Annotated in this window: 21 protein-coding genes; 12 read left to right on the top strand and 9 right to left on the bottom strand. The window is 71.3% G+C overall.

What is annotated here, in order from left to right; translation table 11 throughout:
• Window positions 1–161 precede the first annotated feature (161 nt).
• A complete protein-coding gene (locus HF519_RS10875; protein ID WP_169412738.1) occupies window positions 162–1,811 on the bottom strand; it encodes a flavin-containing monooxygenase in 1,650 nt (549 codons plus the stop codon).
• Window positions 1,812–2,001: 190 nt separating this feature from the next.
• Here HF519_RS10875 and HF519_RS10870 point away from each other — a divergent pair, with 190 nt between their 5' ends.
• The 3 genes from HF519_RS10870 to HF519_RS10860 all read left to right on the top strand — a co-directional run bounded on the left by HF519_RS10870 (window position 2,002) and on the right by HF519_RS10860 (window position 5,016).
• Entirely contained in the window at window positions 2,002–2,898 is an 897-nt protein-coding gene (locus HF519_RS10870) for an alpha/beta hydrolase (protein ID WP_312860038.1), read from the top strand.
• A gap of 447 nt (window positions 2,899–3,345) precedes the next feature.
• Complete coding sequence (locus tag HF519_RS10865) at window positions 3,346–3,765, top strand: YciI family protein (RefSeq protein ID WP_169412735.1); 420 nt, start codon at window positions 3,346–3,348, stop codon at window positions 3,763–3,765.
• 24 nt (window positions 3,766–3,789) lie between these two features.
• Window positions 3,790–5,016, top strand: a complete 1,227-nt coding sequence (locus tag HF519_RS10860; protein WP_169412774.1) for an RNA polymerase sigma factor — start codon at window positions 3,790–3,792, stop codon at window positions 5,014–5,016.
• Between the two features lie 449 nt (window positions 5,017–5,465).
• On the opposite strand, the gene HF519_RS10855 is transcribed toward HF519_RS10860, so the two are convergent.
• Window positions 5,466–6,020: a phospholipase effector Tle1 domain-containing protein gene (locus tag HF519_RS10855; protein WP_169412686.1), complete on the bottom strand. Its 555-nt coding sequence runs from the start codon at window positions 6,018–6,020 to the stop codon at window positions 5,466–5,468.
• 1 nt (window position 6,021) lies between these two features.
• Between HF519_RS10855 and HF519_RS10850 the strand changes: the two genes are divergently transcribed.
• The 3 genes from HF519_RS10850 (at window position 6,022) to HF519_RS10840 (ending at window position 7,459) form a co-directional block, all read left to right on the top strand.
• Window positions 6,022–6,366 (top strand): carboxypeptidase-like regulatory domain-containing protein, encoded by a 345-nt coding sequence (locus HF519_RS10850; RefSeq protein WP_312860037.1) that lies wholly within the window; start codon window positions 6,022–6,024, stop codon window positions 6,364–6,366.
• Window positions 6,367–6,534: 168 nt separating this feature from the next.
• Entirely contained in the window at window positions 6,535–6,900 is a 366-nt protein-coding gene (locus HF519_RS10845; RefSeq protein WP_169412733.1) for a hypothetical protein, read from the top strand.
• A gap of 109 nt (window positions 6,901–7,009) precedes the next feature.
• Window positions 7,010–7,459, top strand: a complete 450-nt coding sequence (locus HF519_RS10840; protein ID WP_169412731.1) for a hypothetical protein — start codon at window positions 7,010–7,012, stop codon at window positions 7,457–7,459.
• A 96-nt stretch (window positions 7,460–7,555) separates the two neighbouring features.
• Here the strand turns inward: HF519_RS10840 and gvpJ are convergent, their stop codons facing one another.
• The 3 genes from gvpJ to HF519_RS10825 all read right to left on the bottom strand — a co-directional run bounded on the left by gvpJ (window position 7,556) and on the right by HF519_RS10825 (window position 8,838).
• A complete protein-coding gene (gene gvpJ, locus HF519_RS10835; RefSeq protein ID WP_169412729.1) occupies window positions 7,556–8,017 on the bottom strand; it encodes a gas vesicle protein GvpJ in 462 nt (153 codons plus the stop codon).
• 112 nt (window positions 8,018–8,129) lie between these two features.
• Window positions 8,130–8,405 (bottom strand): SulP family inorganic anion transporter, encoded by a 276-nt coding sequence (locus tag HF519_RS31225; protein ID WP_312860041.1) that lies wholly within the window; start codon window positions 8,403–8,405, stop codon window positions 8,130–8,132.
• Window positions 8,406–8,490: 85 nt separating this feature from the next.
• Window positions 8,491–8,838: a carboxymuconolactone decarboxylase family protein gene (locus HF519_RS10825; protein ID WP_169412727.1), complete on the bottom strand. Its 348-nt coding sequence runs from the start codon at window positions 8,836–8,838 to the stop codon at window positions 8,491–8,493.
• Window positions 8,839–9,173: 335 nt separating this feature from the next.
• Between HF519_RS10825 and HF519_RS10820 the strand changes: the two genes are divergently transcribed.
• Complete coding sequence (locus tag HF519_RS10820; RefSeq protein WP_169412725.1) at window positions 9,174–9,455, top strand: hypothetical protein; 282 nt, start codon at window positions 9,174–9,176, stop codon at window positions 9,453–9,455.
• 259 nt (window positions 9,456–9,714) lie between these two features.
• Here the strand turns inward: HF519_RS10820 and HF519_RS10815 are convergent, their stop codons facing one another.
• On the bottom strand, window positions 9,715–9,867 hold the full coding sequence (locus HF519_RS10815) for a hypothetical protein (protein WP_211169852.1): 153 nt from the start codon (window positions 9,865–9,867) through the stop codon (window positions 9,715–9,717).
• A gap of 193 nt (window positions 9,868–10,060) precedes the next feature.
• Between HF519_RS10815 and HF519_RS10810 the strand changes: the two genes are divergently transcribed.
• Window positions 10,061–10,303 carry an adenine nucleotide alpha hydrolase family protein gene (locus HF519_RS10810; RefSeq protein ID WP_169412723.1) on the top strand — a complete coding sequence of 81 codons (243 nt, stop codon included), beginning with the start codon at window positions 10,061–10,063 and terminating at the stop codon, window positions 10,301–10,303.
• A 73-nt stretch (window positions 10,304–10,376) separates the two neighbouring features.
• Here the strand turns inward: HF519_RS10810 and HF519_RS10805 are convergent, their stop codons facing one another.
• Window positions 10,377–10,796, bottom strand: a complete 420-nt coding sequence (locus tag HF519_RS10805; RefSeq protein ID WP_312860036.1) for a hypothetical protein — start codon at window positions 10,794–10,796, stop codon at window positions 10,377–10,379.
• Window positions 10,797–11,695: 899 nt separating this feature from the next.
• Here HF519_RS10805 and HF519_RS10800 point away from each other — a divergent pair.
• The 4 genes from HF519_RS10800 to HF519_RS10785 all read left to right on the top strand — a co-directional run bounded on the left by HF519_RS10800 (window position 11,696) and on the right by HF519_RS10785 (window position 15,228).
• Window positions 11,696–11,971: a DUF3040 domain-containing protein gene (locus tag HF519_RS10800; RefSeq protein ID WP_169412721.1), complete on the top strand. Its 276-nt coding sequence runs from the start codon at window positions 11,696–11,698 to the stop codon at window positions 11,969–11,971.
• A 126-nt stretch (window positions 11,972–12,097) separates the two neighbouring features.
• Window positions 12,098–12,364, top strand: coding sequence for a hypothetical protein (locus HF519_RS10795; RefSeq protein WP_211169851.1), 267 nt, complete (start codon window positions 12,098–12,100; stop codon window positions 12,362–12,364).
• 279 nt (window positions 12,365–12,643) lie between these two features.
• Window positions 12,644–13,603, top strand: a complete 960-nt coding sequence (locus tag HF519_RS32810; RefSeq protein ID WP_169412717.1) for a universal stress protein — start codon at window positions 12,644–12,646, stop codon at window positions 13,601–13,603.
• A gap of 800 nt (window positions 13,604–14,403) precedes the next feature.
• Window positions 14,404–15,228, top strand: coding sequence for a hypothetical protein (locus tag HF519_RS10785; RefSeq protein ID WP_169412715.1), 825 nt, complete (start codon window positions 14,404–14,406; stop codon window positions 15,226–15,228).
• 540 nt (window positions 15,229–15,768) lie between these two features.
• Here HF519_RS10785 and HF519_RS10780 read toward each other — a convergent pair.
• Together HF519_RS10780 and HF519_RS10775 are read right to left on the bottom strand one after the other, a co-directional pair.
• Entirely contained in the window at window positions 15,769–16,998 is a 1,230-nt protein-coding gene (locus HF519_RS10780; RefSeq protein ID WP_169412713.1) for a saccharopine dehydrogenase family protein, read from the bottom strand.
• Window positions 16,999–17,205: 207 nt separating this feature from the next.
• On the bottom strand, window positions 17,206–18,279 hold the full coding sequence (locus HF519_RS10775) for an LLM class flavin-dependent oxidoreductase (protein WP_169412711.1): 1,074 nt from the start codon (window positions 18,277–18,279) through the stop codon (window positions 17,206–17,208).
• Window positions 18,280–18,433: the final 154 nt, after the last annotated feature.

The following is an 18,433-nucleotide window of genomic DNA, read 5'->3' as shown; positions in this document are numbered from 1 at the left end:
TGGCGGGTGCCGGTGGCAGCCGGGCCGGCGCGGATCCGGACCGGCGGATCACCGCCATGGCGATGCACGCCGACGTCACAGATGGACCAGCACCGCGCCCGGGCTCGACCCCGCTGCTGCTCCGGCGTCCCGACGCGGGAGAGGCCCGGGCGCGGGCCCGCTCAGCGGGCGGGCGTGCGGAGGAACCCCTCGTATCCCGCCGCGGCCACCTCGTCGCACTTGCGGGTGTAGGTGGCGAAGCCGCCGGCGTACGGCATGAACACGCGCGGCTTGCCGGGCACGTTGGCCCCCAGGTACCAGGAGGTCGCGGCCATCGGCAGCAGCGTGCGGTGGACGGCCTCGTCCGCGTGCTCGCCCCAGGCGTCCTCGGCCTCCTCCGTGGCCTCGATCCGCTCCAGCTCATGCCCGCGCATGTACTCGATACAGTCGGCGATCCAGTCCACGTGCTGCTCGATGGAGGTGGGCATGTTGGTGAGCACCGAGGGACTGCCGGGGCCGGTGATGGTGAACATGTTCGGGAATCCGGCGACCTGCAGGCCGAGGTAGGTGCGCGGGCCCTCCGACCACTTGTCGCGGAGCGTGCGACCGCCCGGGCCCCGGATGTCGATGTCGAGCAAGGGCCCGGTCAGGGCGTCGAAACCGGTGGCGAAGACGATGCAGTCGAGCGGGTACGACGCCGACGACGTGCGCACCCCGTCCCGGGTGATCTCGACGATCGGCGACTCCCGCACATCCACGAGCGTGACGTTGTCGCGGTTGTAGGTCTCGAAGTAGTCGGTGTCGATCGGCGGACGCTTGGTCGCGAACGGGTGATCGCGCGGGACGAGCTTCTCGGCCGTCGCCGGGTCCCGAACCGTCTCCCGGATCTTGGCGCGGATGAATTCGGAAGCCGTGTCGTTGGCCTCCTTGCTGGTGAGCAGGTCGGCGAAGGTGGCCCGGAACTGGAGTCCGCCCCGCTTCCAGGCGGCCTCGTAGACGGCCCGGCGCTCCTCCTCGGACACCGACAGCGCGGACCGCGGGCTCACGTCAAAGGGGTGGCCGTTGGTCGAATCGCGTTGCTTGCGCCGGATCGCGTCGTAGTTCGCCTTGACCTCGCGCTGGAACGCCGGTTCCATCGGCCCGTTGCGCGCCGGGATGCTGTAGTTCGCGGTCCGCTGGAAGACCGTGAGGTGCTCCGCCTGCTCGGCGATGACCGGGATGGTCTGGATGCCCGTCGACCCCGTTCCGACGACGCCCACCCGCCGACCGGTGAAATCGACGCCCTCGTGCGGCCACCTGCCGGTGTGGAACCACTCGCCTTCGAAGGTGTCGAGCCCGGGTATGCGCGGGATGTTCGCCGATGACAGGCACCCCACCGCGGTGATGAAGAAGCGTGCCGCGTAGCGCTCGCCGCCATCGGTACGCAACTGCCAGCGGCCGGTGTCGTCGTCGAAGACCGCCTCGGTCACCCGCCGGCCGAAACGGATGTCACGACGCAGGTCGAACCGGTCGGCGACGTGGTTCAGGTAGCGCAGGATCTCCGGCTGCTCGGGATAGCGCTCGGTCCACTGCCATTCCTGCTGGAGCTCCTCGGAGAAGGAGTAGGAGTAGTAGTAGCTCTCGGAGTCGCACCGGGCGCCGGGGTAGCGGTTCCAGTACCACGTCCCTCCGACGCCGCCGCCGGCTTCCAGGACCGACACCGAGAGCCCGAGGCTCCTCAGCCGGTGGAGCATGTACATGCCTGCGAAGCCCGCGCCCACGACCACCGCATCGAGCACGCGGGCCTGACCGTCCGCTTCGGACTGCGAGATGTTCTCCCGTGGGATGGCCATCGTCTCTCCTCGCTTAGCCTGTGAGCCAGGTCTCTCGTTTGGCATGCTAAGTGATCGTCACGGTGAGCACCTCCCCCGCGAACTCTCGAATCGGCCTGCGGGCCACGAGCGCGCGAGGGGGTCCGCCGTTTCAGATGCCGACCGTCCCCCGTGGAGGAACCAAGTGCCGCTCGACCCACAGTTCCGCGCCGTGATCGATCAGCTCACGACAGCGGGGGCCCTCCCCCTGATCCGTGAGACCGCTCAGGCGACCAGAAGCCACTACCGATCGCTCGCGATGGCCCGGCGCGGCGGCGGCTACAGCCCGGAGCCGGTGGGGGACGTCAAGGACCGCAAGGTCGACAGCCCGGCGGGACCCGTCCCGGTCCGGCTGTACACACCGCTCGAGGACCGCGGACGGGTCATCACCTACCTCCACGGCGGCGGTTGGGTGGTCGGCGACCTCGACACCCACGACCCGGTGTGCCGGCGGGTGGCGAACTCGGTCGGCGCCACCGTTGTCGCCGTCGACTACCGGCTGGCACCCGAGCACCCGCATCCAGCAGCACTCGACGATGCGATGGCCGCGCTGGCCTGGACGGCGGACACCTTCCCCGGCAGGCCGCACGTGGTCGCCGGGGACAGCGCCGGTGCCGCCCTCGCCGCCGGGGCAGCCCTGCGGGCGCGCGACGAGGGTGGGCCGCCGCTCGCCGCCCAGCTGCTGGTCTACCCCTGCACCGATCCGGGCATGAGCATGCCCTCGATCCGGGAGAACGGCGAGGGCTACTTCCTCACCCATGCCGACATGACCTGGTTCTACGACCAGTACGTCCCGGCGCGGAGCCGGAGAGAGGAACCCACCGTCGACCTGCTGCACGCCCCCGACCTGGCGGGCCTGCCCCCCGCCGTCGTCGCCACGGCCGAGTTCGACCCGCTGCGCGACGAGGGTGACGCCTACGCCGACCGGCTGCGATCGGCCGGTGTCCCGGTACGGCACCTGCCCGGCCCGGGACTCATCCACGGCTATTTCGCGTTCCTCGGCGTGGTGGACCGGGCGGACAGGCGCAGCCGAGACGTGCTCGACGCACTCGACGACCTGCTGCCGTGACCCGGTGAGCATTTCCGAGCCGCTCGACGACCGGGAGCGGTCACCTGCCATCTCGGGTGTCGACCGCTTCCCGCTTGTCCGCCGTGAACGACCGGCCTGCAGCCGTTCGTGGATCAGCTCCTCGATCGACAGCGGTCCGACGGCGCGTTCGTGCGCGGGTCACGCCGCTTGCCGACCTGGCCGGCCGGCCGGCGCGTCACCTCGTCGGTCTCCTTCGGACGGACCGTGCCCGGGCGTGCAGATCGGCCTCGTCGGTGCCGCCGGTCACCGTGACCCGCCGGTGAGCCCCCGGATCCGGGTAGCGACTCGGTGCGCTCCACCATCGGCGTGCGCGCCGGCGACGATACGGTCGGAAAAACTTGCTCGTCCGTGTCGATCCTGGCGGCTCCCGTTCGACGAGGGAGCAGGAGGGCGCGAGCCGCGCCCCGGACCCGAGGGAGAAACCCCGTGAAGTACATGCTGATCATGCGTGCCACCGCCGAGGCCGTCGAGGCGTCGAAGACCATGGACTTCGAGAAGATCATCACCGCGATGGGCGAGTACAACGAGGCACTGATGAAGGCGGGGGTGCTCCTCGCCGGGGAGGGTCTCGCCGACGAGGCGGGTTTCGTGGTCGACTTCGACGCCGAGACGCCGATCGTCAGCGACGGCCCGTACGGGGAGACCCACGAGCTGTTCAACGGCTTCTGGATCATTCAGACCTCCTCGAAGGAGGAGGCCCTCGAATGGGCGACCCGTTGCCCGCTCGGCCCCGGTTCCAAGCTGGAGGTGCGGCGCGTGACCGAGGCGAGCGACTTCGCGGAGTTCGCCGACAACGAGTACATCCAGAAGGAGGCCGGGTGGCGCAAGGAGCTCGGCACCGAGTGAGACGGGCGAGCTGAGGGCCCGATGATGTCCGACATCCGGCGCACGGTCGACGCCGTCTGGCGGATCGAAGGCGGACGCATCGTCGCGACGCTGGCCAAGATGGTCCTCGACGTCGGCCTCGCCGAGGACCTTGCGCAGGAGGCCGTCGCCGACGCGCTCGTGCAGTGGCCGGAGTCAGGCGTTCCGCGCAACGCGGGCGCCTGGCTCACCGCCGTCGCGAAGCGCAAGGCGATCGACGGCTGGCGCCGCCGCGAGCGGCTCGACGAGCGCTACCACGCCATCGCCCACGAACTCGACGAACAGATCGTCGAGGACTGGCAGCCGATCGACGACGACCTCCTGCGCCTGGTGTTCGCGGCCTGCCATCCCGTCCTCGGGCGCGAGGCCCAGGTCGCGATGACGCTGCGCGTCGTGGGCGGGCTGACCAGCGAGGAGATCGCCCGGATGTTCCTCGTGCCGCTCGCGACGATGCAGCAGCGCATCGTGCGAGCCAAGAAGACGCTGTCGGCGGCGCGGGTGCCGTTCGAGGTACCGGAGCCCGACGAGTGGGCGGCGCGGCTGGGCGGCGTGCTCGGCGTCGTCTACCTGATCTTCACCGAGGGCTACGCCGCCACCTCGGGCGAACGATGGATCCGGACCGAGCTGGCCGACGAGGCGCTGCGGATCGGGCGGGTCCTCGCCGGCCTGGTGCCCCGCGAGCCGGAGGTGCACGGCCTCGTCGCGCTCATGGAGTTCCAGGCCTCGCGCTTCGCCGCGCGGGTGGCCACCGACGGCAGCCCGATCCTGCTCGCCGACCAGGACCGGCGGCGCTGGGACCGCGCCCAGATCGGCCGCGGGAAGGCGGCGCTCGCCCGGGCGGACACGCTCGGCCGCGGCCGCGGAAACTACGCCCTGCAGGCGGCGATCGCCCAGTGCCACGCGATCGCGCCGAGCATCGACGACACCGACTGGGAGCGCATCGTCCTGCTCTACGAGGCGCTCGGCCGCATCGCGCCGAGCCCGGTCGTCGAGCTCAACCGCGCGGTCGCGGTGTCGATGGCCACCGGTCCCGCGTCGGCCCTGCCCATCGTCGACCGGCTCGCCGAGGCGGGCGCACTCCGCGGCTCACACCTGCTCCCGAGCGTGCGTGGCGAGCTGCTCGCGCGCCTGGGGCGCACCGACGAGGCCCGGTCCGAGCTCACCACCGCCGCCGGTCTCGCCGCGAACCGGCGCCAACGCGAGGTGCTGCTCGCCAAGGCCGCCGCACTCTGATTCCCGCCGTAGCGGGCACACGAGCTGAGCGAGCAGATCATGGAACCTCGTGCGACCTGCGGCGCTACCGACGAGCGCTCTCGTCCCGGACGGTGAACAGGTCTCCAGGCCACGCGAGCACCTCCCTCGCACCCACCCACGTCAGAAACGATGCGCCGGCACCGCCGAGCGCGACACCCTCTACGCCGACCTGCGCGGGCAACAGGCGGCGGCCGGATCGTCCGACGACGTCAGGGCTCTGCGGCACGCGGACAGCGGATCGCCGCCGCTGTTCTCGGCTGGGCCGAGCGCGACGGCTTCTCGGCGCGCGACGCCCCGTTCGAGCTGCGTACCGGCCCCGGGCCGTGGGAGATCACCCCGCCAGGGACCGCACCGGTCGAGCCGCACTGGGGCCCTGCGATGGATGACGATCGCCGCCGATCAGGCGCAGTACACCGTCCTGCGCCCCGTCATCTACATCCAGCGACACCTCGACCCGGCGTGGAAGCCGTTGCTGCGACGCCCGCGCACTCCGAGTCCCGGCCGGTCACACGGCAGGCTCGACGGCGGCCGCCACCGTGCTCACCGTGGTGTTCGGGATCGCCCTGCCAGCGCTGTAGCGCCGACGGGTCGAGCGTCTCGCACTCCGTCGTGTTCACCGGACGCAGGTAGGGCTCGCGACCGGGCACGAGCCAGGCGATCCGGCGGAGCCACGTCGCGAAAGAGTCCCCGTACGGAGACTTCCACTCGTCATCGGTGAACGGCCTCTGCGCTTCCTCGACGTCCAGCCCGGCCGCGCGGGCCTCGTCGGCGATCCACTCGCGGGCGAGCACCGAGAGCGGGGCGCGCCTGCGCGACCGCTCGCCGCCGCCGCCGTCGGAGTGCGCGCCGACGAACCAACGCTGCTCGATCGAGGTCTGGTGGCCCGGGATCGGGATCGGGACGGCGGTCCACAGCGTCGGCTCGAACTCGGGACGCGGCCACCAGCCGGTCGCGGCGCGCGTCCACCTGGAGGCCGGCGCCACCGTGCACCGCGACCTCGACCTGCCGCGGCGTTCGCTGCTCACCGGCACCGTCACGTCGGCGACCAGTGGGCATGCGGTCGCGGAGGCCACCGCCACGCTCGTGGACGAGCACGGCACGGTCGTCGGTTCCACGGTGACGGGGCCGGACGGGGCGTTCGTGTTCGAGGATCTCGCCGAGGGCACCTACACCCTCACCGCGAGCGGGTACCCGCCGGTGGGGCAACTCGTGCAGGTCATGGCGGGTACTTCGGCGATGGTGACGGTGGTGCTCGGCGCGGCGGACGGACTCCCGGCAAGGGCGTACGCGTCTTTCGCCACGACCGCCGACGGCCCAGACCTCGGCTGAGCTCGGGACACCGGTCGAAGGTCGACGCCCTGTGCCGACCCAAGCCACCACATGGGAGGCGGAGAGGCGGACACCACCTGCATGGCTTCGGCATGCGTAGGTTGTGGTGGCGTCGGGTACGCCCATCACACGTTCCGGTGAAGCGACCACGAGAAGAGGAGCACCACGGTGGCCTCAGACGCAACGGGTCAAAGTCCTGGTCAGAGCGTTTCCACGGGGCGTGCCAATGGCCCGGAACAGATCTCTGACGAGGCCAGGGCCCAGTTCGTTCAGCTGCTCGTGGACAAGGTCCGCGAGGCACAGGCCTCCGACGAGCTCCGAACCCAGTTCGTTCAGTTCCTTCTGGACAAGGTCCGCGGGGACCCCTTCCCCAGCAGAGAGCAACTTGACCTCATCGAGGAGTCGCTCCCGCCCGACATGTTCTCCGACTACGCGCAGGTGCTGATGGAGAAGGCCGGCCAGGAAGGCTTCCCCAGCAACGAAATCCTCCGGCGGATCCAGCGCATCTCGGGTGGCCCCCGCGCTCGAGGTTGATCCGCCGTCAATTTCACGGGGCGGGGCCATGTGCGACACATCAGCGGAACAGCCGGCGATTTTCTCCGCCGTCATGCATCGGTAAGGCTCACGCGAGGAGGGTGACGCCATGGGCGACGAGGACCACCGCACGCTCGACGAGCACGAGCGCCAGCAGACCCGGGGGCAACAGCCCGGCGGGCGGTCCAGCCGCGGACCGGCCGTCGATCCCGGCGGCGAGCCCCGACCTCGAGGACCCGTCCCGCCCTACGAAGGGCGCACCGGCGGGAACGGACCCCGCCCCGGCGCCGCGGCGGAAGGCGGCACCAAGGCGTTCGACGCCGACAACGCGGGATCTCCCGGGCCCCCGCCGCCGGTCTCGGAAGAAGAACGGACCGGGATGTCGGCGACAGAGACCGAACCGGAGCCCAGGTTCGGCGTCGGTGAGAGCACCGGGAAGCGCGCCGAGGATCTCGCGCCCGACCGCGAAGACGTCGAGCGCAAAGACTCGTCCGACCGGCCCGCCGGCCTGGCCGACCCCGATGCCGACGCTGAGGACAGGGGCGCCGGTCGCGCCTAGATCTGGGAACCCGGACCGGCGCAGATCCCCGGCTCAGGTGCCCCGCCTCGACGGCGTCAGGGCGCAGGAGACCGTGGACGTCGGTGGGGGCGGTCATCATTCCCGGTCCCTGGGCCGCCGTTGCGGTCGGCGCCGCGGTGCCTCCTCGTACTCCTCATCGTCGCCCCGGGCACGGCGGTCGAAGAACTCCCCGACCTTGCCGGCGGCGGCCTCCAGCATCTCGGGGACCTTCCAGCTCTCGACTTCAGCGGCGCCCTTCTTGCGCATCCCACCCTCGGTGACCTTCTCGACGAGATCCGGCAGGCCCACCGGGCCGCCCGCCTGTAGGTCCAGCCGGTTCGTCGCTTCAGCGAACCGCAGGTAGGTGTCCACGCTGGCGACCACGATCCGCGCGTCGATGGTCAGGATCTCGATGCCGACCAAGGCGACACGCACGAACACGTCGATGACCAAGCCCTTGTCCAGGATGAGCTCGACGACATCCGCGAGTCCACTCGGGCCGCCGCCCGAGGACCGCTGGACAACGCCCCCGCCACCGTGCTGAGCCCCCACAGTCACCGGTCATCGCCTCCGTCCGGCGCCCCGGCACCGGGGCCGCCTACACCGCTCGCCCTCTGCGTTGCGTGTCCCCGGTTTGCAAGGTCCCCTAACCTGGGCGCCCGCTCCTGGGTCAGGTGCGATTCCTCGACGGCAGCTGTATCGCGATGGTCAGCGTCCGGTCACTGCAGGAGGCGTTCCGCCGGCGCCTGGGGCACTTCCCCGATGAGCAACCCTCCCCCTCCGCCGAGAAGCCGAAGAGCTTGGGGAGCTGGCCGACCAGGATCGTCAGGGCCAGGCCGTTCATGTAGCCGATCATGGTGGGCTTCGAGACCAGGTCTGCGACGAAGCCGAGTCGGCCGGGCTCCGCGTAGAGGACAGTGCGCGGGAGGCCTGCCCCGACGCTGATCGACGAATCGGCGGGACCGAGCTGCTGGCTCCTGGCAAGCCGGCGAAGCCGGTCACCTCAGCGATCACCGACGTCCCGGACCAGCTCAGACCCCTTCTTCGACTGCCATCGCTGCGTCGAACGCTCGCAGGATGTTGCCGGCGGCCGACGCCACCTTCGCGCTGCCGACGACCGGCGCGATGGCAATGAGCGCTCCCTGCGCCTGCTCCAGCGTCACGCCTGCATCGGCGGCCAGCCCGAGGTTGATCAGGTACGACACCGGTGCGGCGTCTATCGCGACGAGCGCAGCGAGCCGGACGAGGAAGTAGGACGTCGCGTCGAGCCCCGAGGCCTGCAGCGAGTCGAGATTCATCATGACGAGGCGCTCCAGCACGGGCGCGTCACCCTGGGCGACCCTGCTCAACGTCTCCTGAGGAGTGGCTTCAGTGGTCATGGCTCCTCCTTGAAGTTCTGCTCTGCCTTCGAGTCGGCGGACGCGAACACGGTGGCACTGCGCGACCGGCTCGACCTCATCCGATCCGGGTGAGCGACACGGCTGCAGGACCGGAGTCGCAGGAGCGCCTGACCGTTCTCTCTTCCACGGGATGCGCATGGCTCCCATGGGGGTGATCCCGCTCGTTCGCCGCGGGTGATGCACAGTCCGCGGCCGGCGGCAACGGTGGTGTCTGACGACGTACCGGGCGCCGGCCCTGTGGCGGCGCGGAGGAAGCAGCCATGACCGAGGCTGCGATCGCCGATCACGGGATCAACTGACGGGAGGCAGCCCCGATGTGCCTGCTCTTCCTCCTACTGTTGTTCGGGCCGCGCCTGGTCGGCATCCTGTGGTGGCTGTTCGACCCGCTGCGGTGGGACACGACGTTCGACACGGTCCTGGTACCGCTCCTGGGTCTGATCTTCCTGCCATGGACGACGCTGATATACGTGCTCGTTGCGCCCGGCGGCATCGGCGGGTTCGACACCCTATGGCTGGCGCTCGCCGTCCTGGTCGACCTCTCGAGCTACGCCGGTGGCGGCGTCTACGGCCGTCGCCGCGGCGTCACGGCCCCGTGAGGAGCGCTGTACCAGTCCGACTCGGCGGCCGATCCCTCGGTGGTGGACCGTGCTCCCAAGGGCTGGCCGCGCGCCGACGCCGACCCCGCGCCGGCAATCAGTGCTCCTGCAATCCGGCGAGCGGTGAACGACCGGTGACACCGACGAGCGCGCGGATCCGCCAGAAGGCCGGCCCGCACCGACCGGCGGTTCTCCTGACGGGGCCCTGGGCGCAACGGTGCGCAGTCGGTAGCTGGTACATCCGCCAATGAGTGTGCGGCTACCGCCGCCGGGCCGGCAGGAAGCCGACGAGAGCATCCAACGCGACCATGACGACGAGCAGGAACCAGAGCGGAGCGGTCAGGGACAGCGCGAACAGCTCGATCCGCACCGTGTCGCGGTTCTGCACGATGAACAGCACGACCACCGCCATCACGACCAGAGCGAGGATCTGCCGAGGCCGATGGGAACCGACGTCGCGAGGCCGCGCTGTCAGACTTCTTCGTCACGGGTCACCTCCTGCACGCAGCGCCCTATGCCGCTCCACCGCGCTGCGAGTCAGCGGCCACGCCGGCTGCCCGCTGGTCGTCGTGCGCGGGAGCGGGCCCCTCGCCGGAGACCGACCCGTGGTGGTCGGCGTCGAACACCCGCACTCCGACGCGGCTGCTCTCGACGTGGCCTTCACCGACGCCCGGCGTCACCGCACGCCGCTGGTCGTGATCCATGCCCGGCACGGCGTCGGTCCGTTCAGCGAACACGTCATCGGTCGAGACGCCGAGGCTCAGGCCGAGACGCTGCCTCAGCTCACCGAAGCGATGGCACCGTGGCGCGACCGGACCCATCGACACGAGCGCGGCGGGCTCCGGTGACACTCCCGCCTCGGAGCCCGAGATCTCCCTGCCCCGTCGGCAGGGCGTCACCCCGGTGCAGTCATTGGGTCGATCAATGCAGCAACATCTTCAGCAGCATCACCACAACGCCGAGCATCGCACTGCCCGCGCCCCATGCGATCGCCGCGGCGCGGCTCGTTCCGGCTCGCCGCGCAGCAGCATGACCGAACCCGCCGAGCATCAGGGTTGCCACGACGAGCGCCACCAGAACACCAGTCTGCAGGCGACCGGTCACGAGCACGGCTGCCATGAGCACAACGAGCGGCGTGTACGCCGCCTCGATCATGGGCCATCCCCGGCGTAGCACCGCAACCGATCGGCTCCACCGGCCAGGCCCACGGACCGCCGCCGCCAGCACCGCGGCGTAGCGCTCGGCCGCCCAGTAGACCGCGACGGTGACGAGCACGCCCACGACCACCTCGCCCAGCGACCCGTGCAGGCTCGCGACGGCCATCGCCGCAGCGCCGACCACGGTCCCGAGGATCGCGTGAGCGAGTTCCCGCTCGTCGGACCACCGGTCCCGGTGAAGGCGGGCCGCCCCGAGCAGCCGGCGTACCGGTCCGGGTCGGAACGGCTGCGACGTGGTCGCCGCAGCCTCGTGGCGGGGCTCGCTCATGGTGCTTCAGGTCCCTGGGACGGAGCACGATCGCCGCGCGAGGTCCGGTGGCAAGCACCCACTGTCCCGGCCGCGGGTTCTCCGCACCTCACCCGGAAGGGGTGACGGCATCGCACGCCGGACAGCTCGGCCGGCGAGTAGAGCACCATGAGCACCCCGAGCAGGACCAGCACCGGCCGCGCCGTGCGCACGCTCGGCTCGCCGCCGGCCCTCACGTCGACCGGCCCGATCCGGCCGGGACCCACCTCGCGATCCACTGCCGATTCGAGGTTGGACTGCGTCCCCCTCCGCCACCCTTGTCGCGCCCGACCCGGCAGGGTGACTCCGAGCGACTGCCGAATCGAGGGCGAAACGTCACGGATGCACCAGCGGGTTCAACGTTCCCCGGTGCGGATCGGCCGTCCTCACCCGCGGGGGGCGAGGCGTCCGCCGGGCGCCCGGTCCATCGTGGGCGAGCTGGGGGCGAGTACGTGGAGTGGAGGTCTCGATGGCGGGCGCGCGGTACGCGGTGCGGGTCGCGGGATGGCTGTCCGACCGCGCGCGGAGCCTTCCCGAGCATGCGGGTGGCGGCCGTTCGGCCACAGACCTCCCTCTGTGCGGAGCTCGATGGCTGTCTGAGCTCGATGACCAATCGAGCCTGCACGAGCTCCTCGAACGGTGCAGAGGGATGGGTCTGCGACCCGTGTCGGTGCGACGGCTGGCCCTCCGGGAGCGCCGCGAGGATGCCACCCCGTCTGACGAGGAAGGCTCGGAACGTGCTGAGCCGTGATGAGCAGCGCCTGCTGGCCGCTATCGAGCGGCGGCTCCGCGACGACGACCCGGACCTGGCCGATCGGCTCGCGTGGGGGCCACGGACGCCCACGCGCTGGAGGCGCCGAGCCGGTCCCCTGCTGGCCGTTCTGTCCGTCCTCTGGATCCTGCTCGGACTCGTGGTCGCGGAGGGCATCGTCCTGCTCGGCGGCGTGGCGCTCCTCGGGCTCGCGTTCTGGATGGTCGGCGGCCCCCGCCGAAACCGTGCCCGCGGATCGTGAACACACGCCCACTCGCCAACGCCACCCCGAACCGATGAGGTGCACCGCCGGACGCGGCCGGACACTGCTCCGCGCCACCGCTGCGACGACGGCCGTGGCCCCGGCGCGGGTGCTGCGGGAGGAGTGATGATGATGGACCCCCGGGCCGACCGGCCCGTGCACCCCCGGCGGCTGCGGGCTGTCCCCGCAGGGCCGCCGGACGCGGTTCCCGACCGCCGCGTCGACCTCGCCCCACCCCTCTCGACGGTCGGCGCCTGGGCCGACGAGCTGATGACGTTGCTCCGCTCGGAGATCGACGCCGCTGCTCGCGCAGGTGTCATCAGCACGGCGGAGTCGCAGCAGCTGCTCGCCCGGCTGAACCTGGTCGTCGACCAGGCCCTCACCTCCCGCTGACCGGCGCCGATGCCCGGCCGCGGCAGGACGCTCCTTCCATCGGCCGCGATGTCAGACGTCGAAGTCGCCTACAGGGAACCGGTGAGCCGGGCGGAGGCCGCCCGATGCCTGTCCGCCCTCTCATCGGCCGTCACCGATGAGGGCAAGATGCTCCGACCACCCGCAGGCCTGATCGTGCGGGCAGGAGGACCCGCACGATCAGGCCTGCCGGCCCTGCTGGCCGGTATCGGGTCGAGCGCACCCTGACCGGGCCGACGAGCTGCGGACAGAGGAGATCTCGTGACCGAGCAGACCCCCCATGAACCGCCCGTGGTCGTCGGCGTGAACGGAACCCAGACCGCGTTGCGGGCGGTCCTCTGGGCAGCGCACGAGGCCCGGCTGCGCCGCGCACCACTACGGATCGTGCACGCGGCGCCCTACGCCACCGAGCCGACCGGGCCCGGCCGGCGCCGCGCCGACGCGATCCTGGCCCGCGCCTACACCCTCGCGCGCCGCCAAGGACACGCCGTCGACGTCCACACCCAACGATCCGACCACGAACCGGAGCAGGCCCTGCTCGAGGCGGCCGACCGCGCCCAGCTCCTCGTCCTCGGCATGGCGGGCGGGCAGCGGCTCACCGACGCACTCATCCCGTCCACGGCGCTGCCGGTCAGCAGCCGCGCCGGATGCCCGGTGGTCGTGGTGCGCGGCAGGCGGGTCCCGATGTCCCCGGGCCGCCCGGTGGTGGTCGGCGTCGACGACCCGGCCACCGATTCAGCCGCGCTGCGCACGGCCTTCGACGACGCCCGCCGCCACCGCACCCCGCTGACCGTGCTGCACGCCCGGCACGGCGCCGGCCCGTGGCGCGGGCACCTCCACGAACGCGACACACAGGCCGAGGCATTCGGGCACCTCACCGATGCGCTGTCACCGTGGCGCACCCGCTACCCCGACGTCCAGGCCGGCCTGCGCCTGCTGCTCGGCAACCCGGTGGACCTCCTGCTGCGCGAGGCCGTACACGCGCGGTTGGTCGTGCTCGGCACGCACGGGCGCGGGGCCGCGGCGCGCGCGGTGTTCGGATCCACCAGCCGCGAGGTACTCCGCGCCTGTTCATGCCCCGTCGAGGTGGTACGCCCCAGCGCCTGGCATGCGGTAAGCGGCACCACGCCGGCTACCGCAGCTCCAGCCCCGTCGGCGGTGACCACACCGAGCACACCCGCCTGGACGAACCACCCGCACGACCGTGGCGAACTGTGGTGACGGTTCTGCCCACCGCCGGGTGCGCGGCAGTCCGTGGGTCTCACGTCGGCGTGGTGCTGCTCGGCGACCGCGGCTACAAGTTGAAGGAACCGGAGCGCACGGGGTTCCTGGACTTCAGCACACCCGGCCGGCGGCTCGTCGCCTGCCGTCGCAACTCACGCTCAACCGCCGGCTCTCCCCCGACGTCCGCCTCGGGATCAGCGACGTCTCCGCCCCTTGCGACGGCTCGCTGCGCTACGTGGCCCGGTTGACCGCCGGCTTCCACGCGAGCGCCGACGCACCCCCGCATCACCGCCGAGGGTGGTCGACCTCCGCAGAGAAATCCGAGACCACGTAGCCCCACCTCCGGACGACGAACACTCGAGGTGGCGGTCGAGCAGCTCATCGAGCTGGTGCGGGCGGCCGCGGGTGGCCCCCGCTCATCGACCTCGTCGAGCATCCGTCGTTCGCGACCGACCCTCGGTCCGCGCGCGGGGCTTTCTCTCCGGTTGCACGCCTGCGGCCTCGACGTCGCCGGGTCTTATTGTCAACCTACGGTTGACGATAAGAAGCGTCAACGCATCAATGACGTCATGAGTGGCGTCTGCCGTCGAGATCGAACAGCCTCATCAGGATCATCCGCGGGCCGGCTTTCGGGAGGTCTGACGGCCCTCCCAGCCATGGGCGCAAGAACGGCGCCATCGTCGCGCGTTGCTGACGGGAGGTGGCCACCTCGAACACGGGTCCGAGGTGATCCGGGCCTGCCGTTCCGGAGTCGGACACGTTCCCCCCGGGCCGGTGACGGGCGCAAGATGGTGGCCGTGGACGAACGCGAGACGGTCGGCCGGCGGTACAGCGAACACCTGACCGACCACGACCTGCTCACTCTCGCCGGGGGTCGCGCCGACCAGGTGGCAGTTCTGCGTCGGGAGCCCACGCTGGTCCTGGACCTGCTCGACCGGCCCGGCGTCGCCGACGCCGTCATGGCGGCGCGGTGCGCGGAGGCGGGGCGCTTCAGCTACCTGTCGCCGTTCCTGGTGTTCGCCGCGGCCGTGCACCGGGTGAGCAACGCGCTGGTCGGCAGCTCCTACGTCACCGACCGCGCGGGTCCGCGCTTCCGGGTGCCGGTCTTCGATGGACCGGTCCTGGCGGCCTTCGCCACCCAGCCGGCGCATCGCCTGTTCCTCGCCGAGCTCCTCGCGTCCTACGCACGGATCGCCTCCGGCGTCGTCTGGCGGCGCGACGAGCACGGCTGGCGACGGCAACGCTGGGACGAGCTGGACCTGCCCCGCCTGGCCGCTCTGCTCGGGGCCGTGCCGACCCGGGAACAGCCGGGCATCTGGCGGCGCATCGGCGACGGCGCTCTCTTCCTGGCCGGGGTCTTTCCCGAGTACGCGCGGCGCTCCCTCGGCCTGGTCGAGGTCGCCCGGCTGCAACGAGCCACCGGCCTGCGGCTCGCCACGGCCGAGGGCGACGTCTGCGACCTCCTCGAGGAGCTGGCCGCCGCCGCCTACGAAAGGGTCGGCGCAGGCATGCCGCGGACCGTCGCCGAGGCACCGCGCTCGGCGCGACGGATGCTCACCCTCGTCGCCGACCGCTACCTGTTCCCCGTGGCCGCCGACTGGCTGCCCGCACCCGGCACCTGAGCGGTCCCGGCGGAGACCATGCCTCGACGCCCACTCATGCGGGTTCCGCCGCCGGCCGGGGCTCCACCTACCCGGATCGTCTGCTGCGCAAGTCGCCGGAGCCGACACCGGTTCTGCCCCGGTCTCCCGAACCCAGCAGGTCGTGGTGTCGTGGCCCCGCCGGAGGAAGGGACGGGAGTTTGAGGGTGGAGCCCCTGGGGTCTTTCGCCCTGCTGGCTCTGGATCGTCGGTGGTCGGGCGCCCACTGCAGGTATGCAGGACGGCCTGGGCGGTGCGCCGTACCTGCGCAGCGTTGCTACGCGGCCGGGTTCTGCCGCAGAGCGGACGCCGGTGACGCGGTGGCGGCACTGGGGGTACTACCGTCGGCGTTGTACGCGACACGACTGGTCGCCGTGTGGGAGCACGTAGACCTGCGCCTGGCTCGTGATCTGCCACGCCGCCGGATGGGGTTCTGCCGAACGGAATCGTCGTGCTCGATGCCGAGCTGTCGGGACACACGATCCGCTGGCCTCCCTGAGGTCCTGTGCCCGTCCTGCGCGGTCAGGCCGGCGCGACCTCGTAGATGTGCCCGGCCGCCCGGAGCCGCTCGACCAGCACGCCACCCAGGGCCGTCGCCGGGGTCAACGAGCCGGCGCGCACGGGCAGCCGATCACCGTCGAGGGCCAGGGCGAGCGCGCTCTCCCCGAGCATGACGGCGGTCGCGGCGTACCCCGGGTCGCCCGTGCCGGCCACGGTCGCACGGTAGCGCCGCCCGTCGCCTGTCGTGGCGTCGACGGCCATGTGGAACCAGCCCTTCGCCCGGGACTGCGCGCTCGGTCCGGTACCGGGCGCGGGCAGCACCCGGTCGAGCAGCGCGCGGGCCGGGGGGACGCTCATCGCGGCAAGGAAGCCGACCAGCCCGGCGGTGAGCCCGGCCGCTGCGACGGCCCCCACCGGGCCCCGGCCGCAGCCCATCGCCTCGCCGTACCGCAGCGACCGGCCGTACGACCAGTCCTGCAGCGCGTTGCTGCGCCGTACGATCCGGGTGTTGTACGGCGCCATGACGAAGGGGCCGGTCCACGTGCCATCCGCGGTGCGCGCCGGCGGCCCGGCGTCCGGCGGCTGCGGCGTCGACGGCTCGGCGGCGCGGTCCGGGCTGAGCGCGTACGGGTCGGCGGCGGTCCGGCGCAGCGCCGGGTTCCGCTGGACCTGCTCGATCTGGCCGCGCAGCGAGTCGATCGTGCCGCCGCTGAACCCCCCGCGGGCGGTGGCGACGAGCCGCACGTCGCGCAGCCCGCCCGCGCCGTCGGCCATGGCGCGCTCGTGGAGCAGCAGCGCCGCGAGGTCGGACGGGATGGAGTCGTAGCCGCACGAGTGCACGATCCGCGCGCCGGTCTCGCGCGCCATCGCGTCGAACCGGTCGATGGCCTCGCGGACGAACAGCACCTCACCGGTGAGGTCGGCGTAGTGCGTGCCGGCGCGAGCGCAGGCCTCGACCACCGGCAGCCCGTACCGCGCGTACGGGCCGACCGTCGTGGCGAGCACGCGCGTCGAGGCGGCCAGCGCGGCGAGCGAGCCGGCGTCGGTCGAGTCGGCCGTGACCAGCGGCCACGCCCGCCCGGCGGGCGGCAGCCCGTCCCGCACCCTCTCCAGCTTGGCCCGCGACCGGCCGGCGAGGGCGATCCGCACCTGCGGCGGCGCGTGCTCTGCGAGGTAGGCGGCGAGCAGGGCGCCGACGAACCCGGTGGCGCCGTAGACGACGAGATCATGCTCGCGCGGTGCGTCCGACATGGTGCGATCATCGCGTGCCCGTGAGTGGCGATGGTGGGCCAGGGCAACCCTGACACTCGCCCGTGGCGTAGCCCGCACTCCGGCACACCACCACCCGGCACACCTCGCGCCCCGCCGGGTCGGCTGCTCAATCCATCGTCCATGGCCTGTCTATTGGGCGCATAAATTCCGAGGCCACTGGGGCCGACGGGCTCCGTTCTGTTCAGCTCAGGAACGCGAGATGATGCTGGTACCGATATCGGTGATGTCCCGCTTTACCGTTGCCGGATTGGACAGGACCGCACTGACCATATCGACACCGCATTCCTGCATCAGCTGGACCTTCTCCTGCAGGTCGTCCGGCGACCCGTAGAGGCACCAGTAGTCGACGAGTTCCTTGGTGATGAGCGGAAGATGATCGGCATGGAAACCGCGCATGTAACTGCGCCACACGTCGAGGTAGTGTGGCGGGTTCGGGTCGTTGGGGTCACCGAGGTAGGCCATGGCCGCCTTGCGCGAGGCCTCGACGATGACCGGATCGAGCTTGTCCTCGTGCGCCTTCATCATCGGGAGATTGGTCAGACAGGAGCTGATCGGGCCAGAACCGAAACCCTTGGTGATGGCGTCCACCCAGGTCTCGCCGTTGCGGAGCAGGTAGAACCACGAGACCCCGATGAGCTTGACCGAGCCGGGGGCCCGTCCCGCTTCGGCGACGGCCCTGTCCAGCTCGGACCGAACAAGCTTGATCATCTCCGGGTCCGGCCCGAGGCAGAATGCGACCGCGTCGGCTTGTTCAGCGGCGATCTTCAGGCCCTTCGGGCCGCCGGTCGAGACCCACATCGGCACCTCGTCCTTGATGTTGTACCAGCCACTGTCCGGATCCAGGAACATGATCTCACGCTCCTGGCCGAGCCAGGTCTGGGTCAGCCGCTCGCCGTTGAGCAGACCCTTGCTGATCCGAACCGCATCGCCGAGCTCGGACATCCGAGCCACGCGATTACCCATAGACCTCAGGGCATTATTGGCCGCGCCCAGACCCAGAAAGGTCCGGCCCGGGGCGAGCGCGTTGAGCGTCGCCATCGAGTTGGCCGTCACGGCCGGAATCCGAGTGAGCGGATTGGTGACGTACGGACCCAGCTTGATCGACGACGTCTGCTGCGCCGCCAACGCGAGGTACTGGTACGGATCACTGAACAGCAGCGGCCCTTCCCCCGCTCCGAAGTGGGTGACACCCACATCCTCAGCATGACGGACGGTATCTACTTCATCGATCTTGGCAAGGGAGCAGACGACAAATTCCACGGGGCCTCCTTCTGCGGACGGGAGGTCCAGCCGGAGGAGAGTCGGTCCCCACCCGGATGGCGCTGCATCAGTTGTGCGCGACTGCACTGGATCAGCCGCGGGCGGCAGTAACGGCGAACCCGGAGATCCCCTCCGGGTCACTTCGCAAGACGTT

This window comes from Pseudonocardia bannensis, assembly GCF_012911875.1.
GTDB classification, from domain to species: domain Bacteria; phylum Actinomycetota; class Actinomycetes; order Mycobacteriales; family Pseudonocardiaceae; genus Pseudonocardia; species Pseudonocardia bannensis.
Note: the sequence above shows the minus strand (reverse complement) of the source record. Positions and strands in the feature narration are given on the sequence as shown.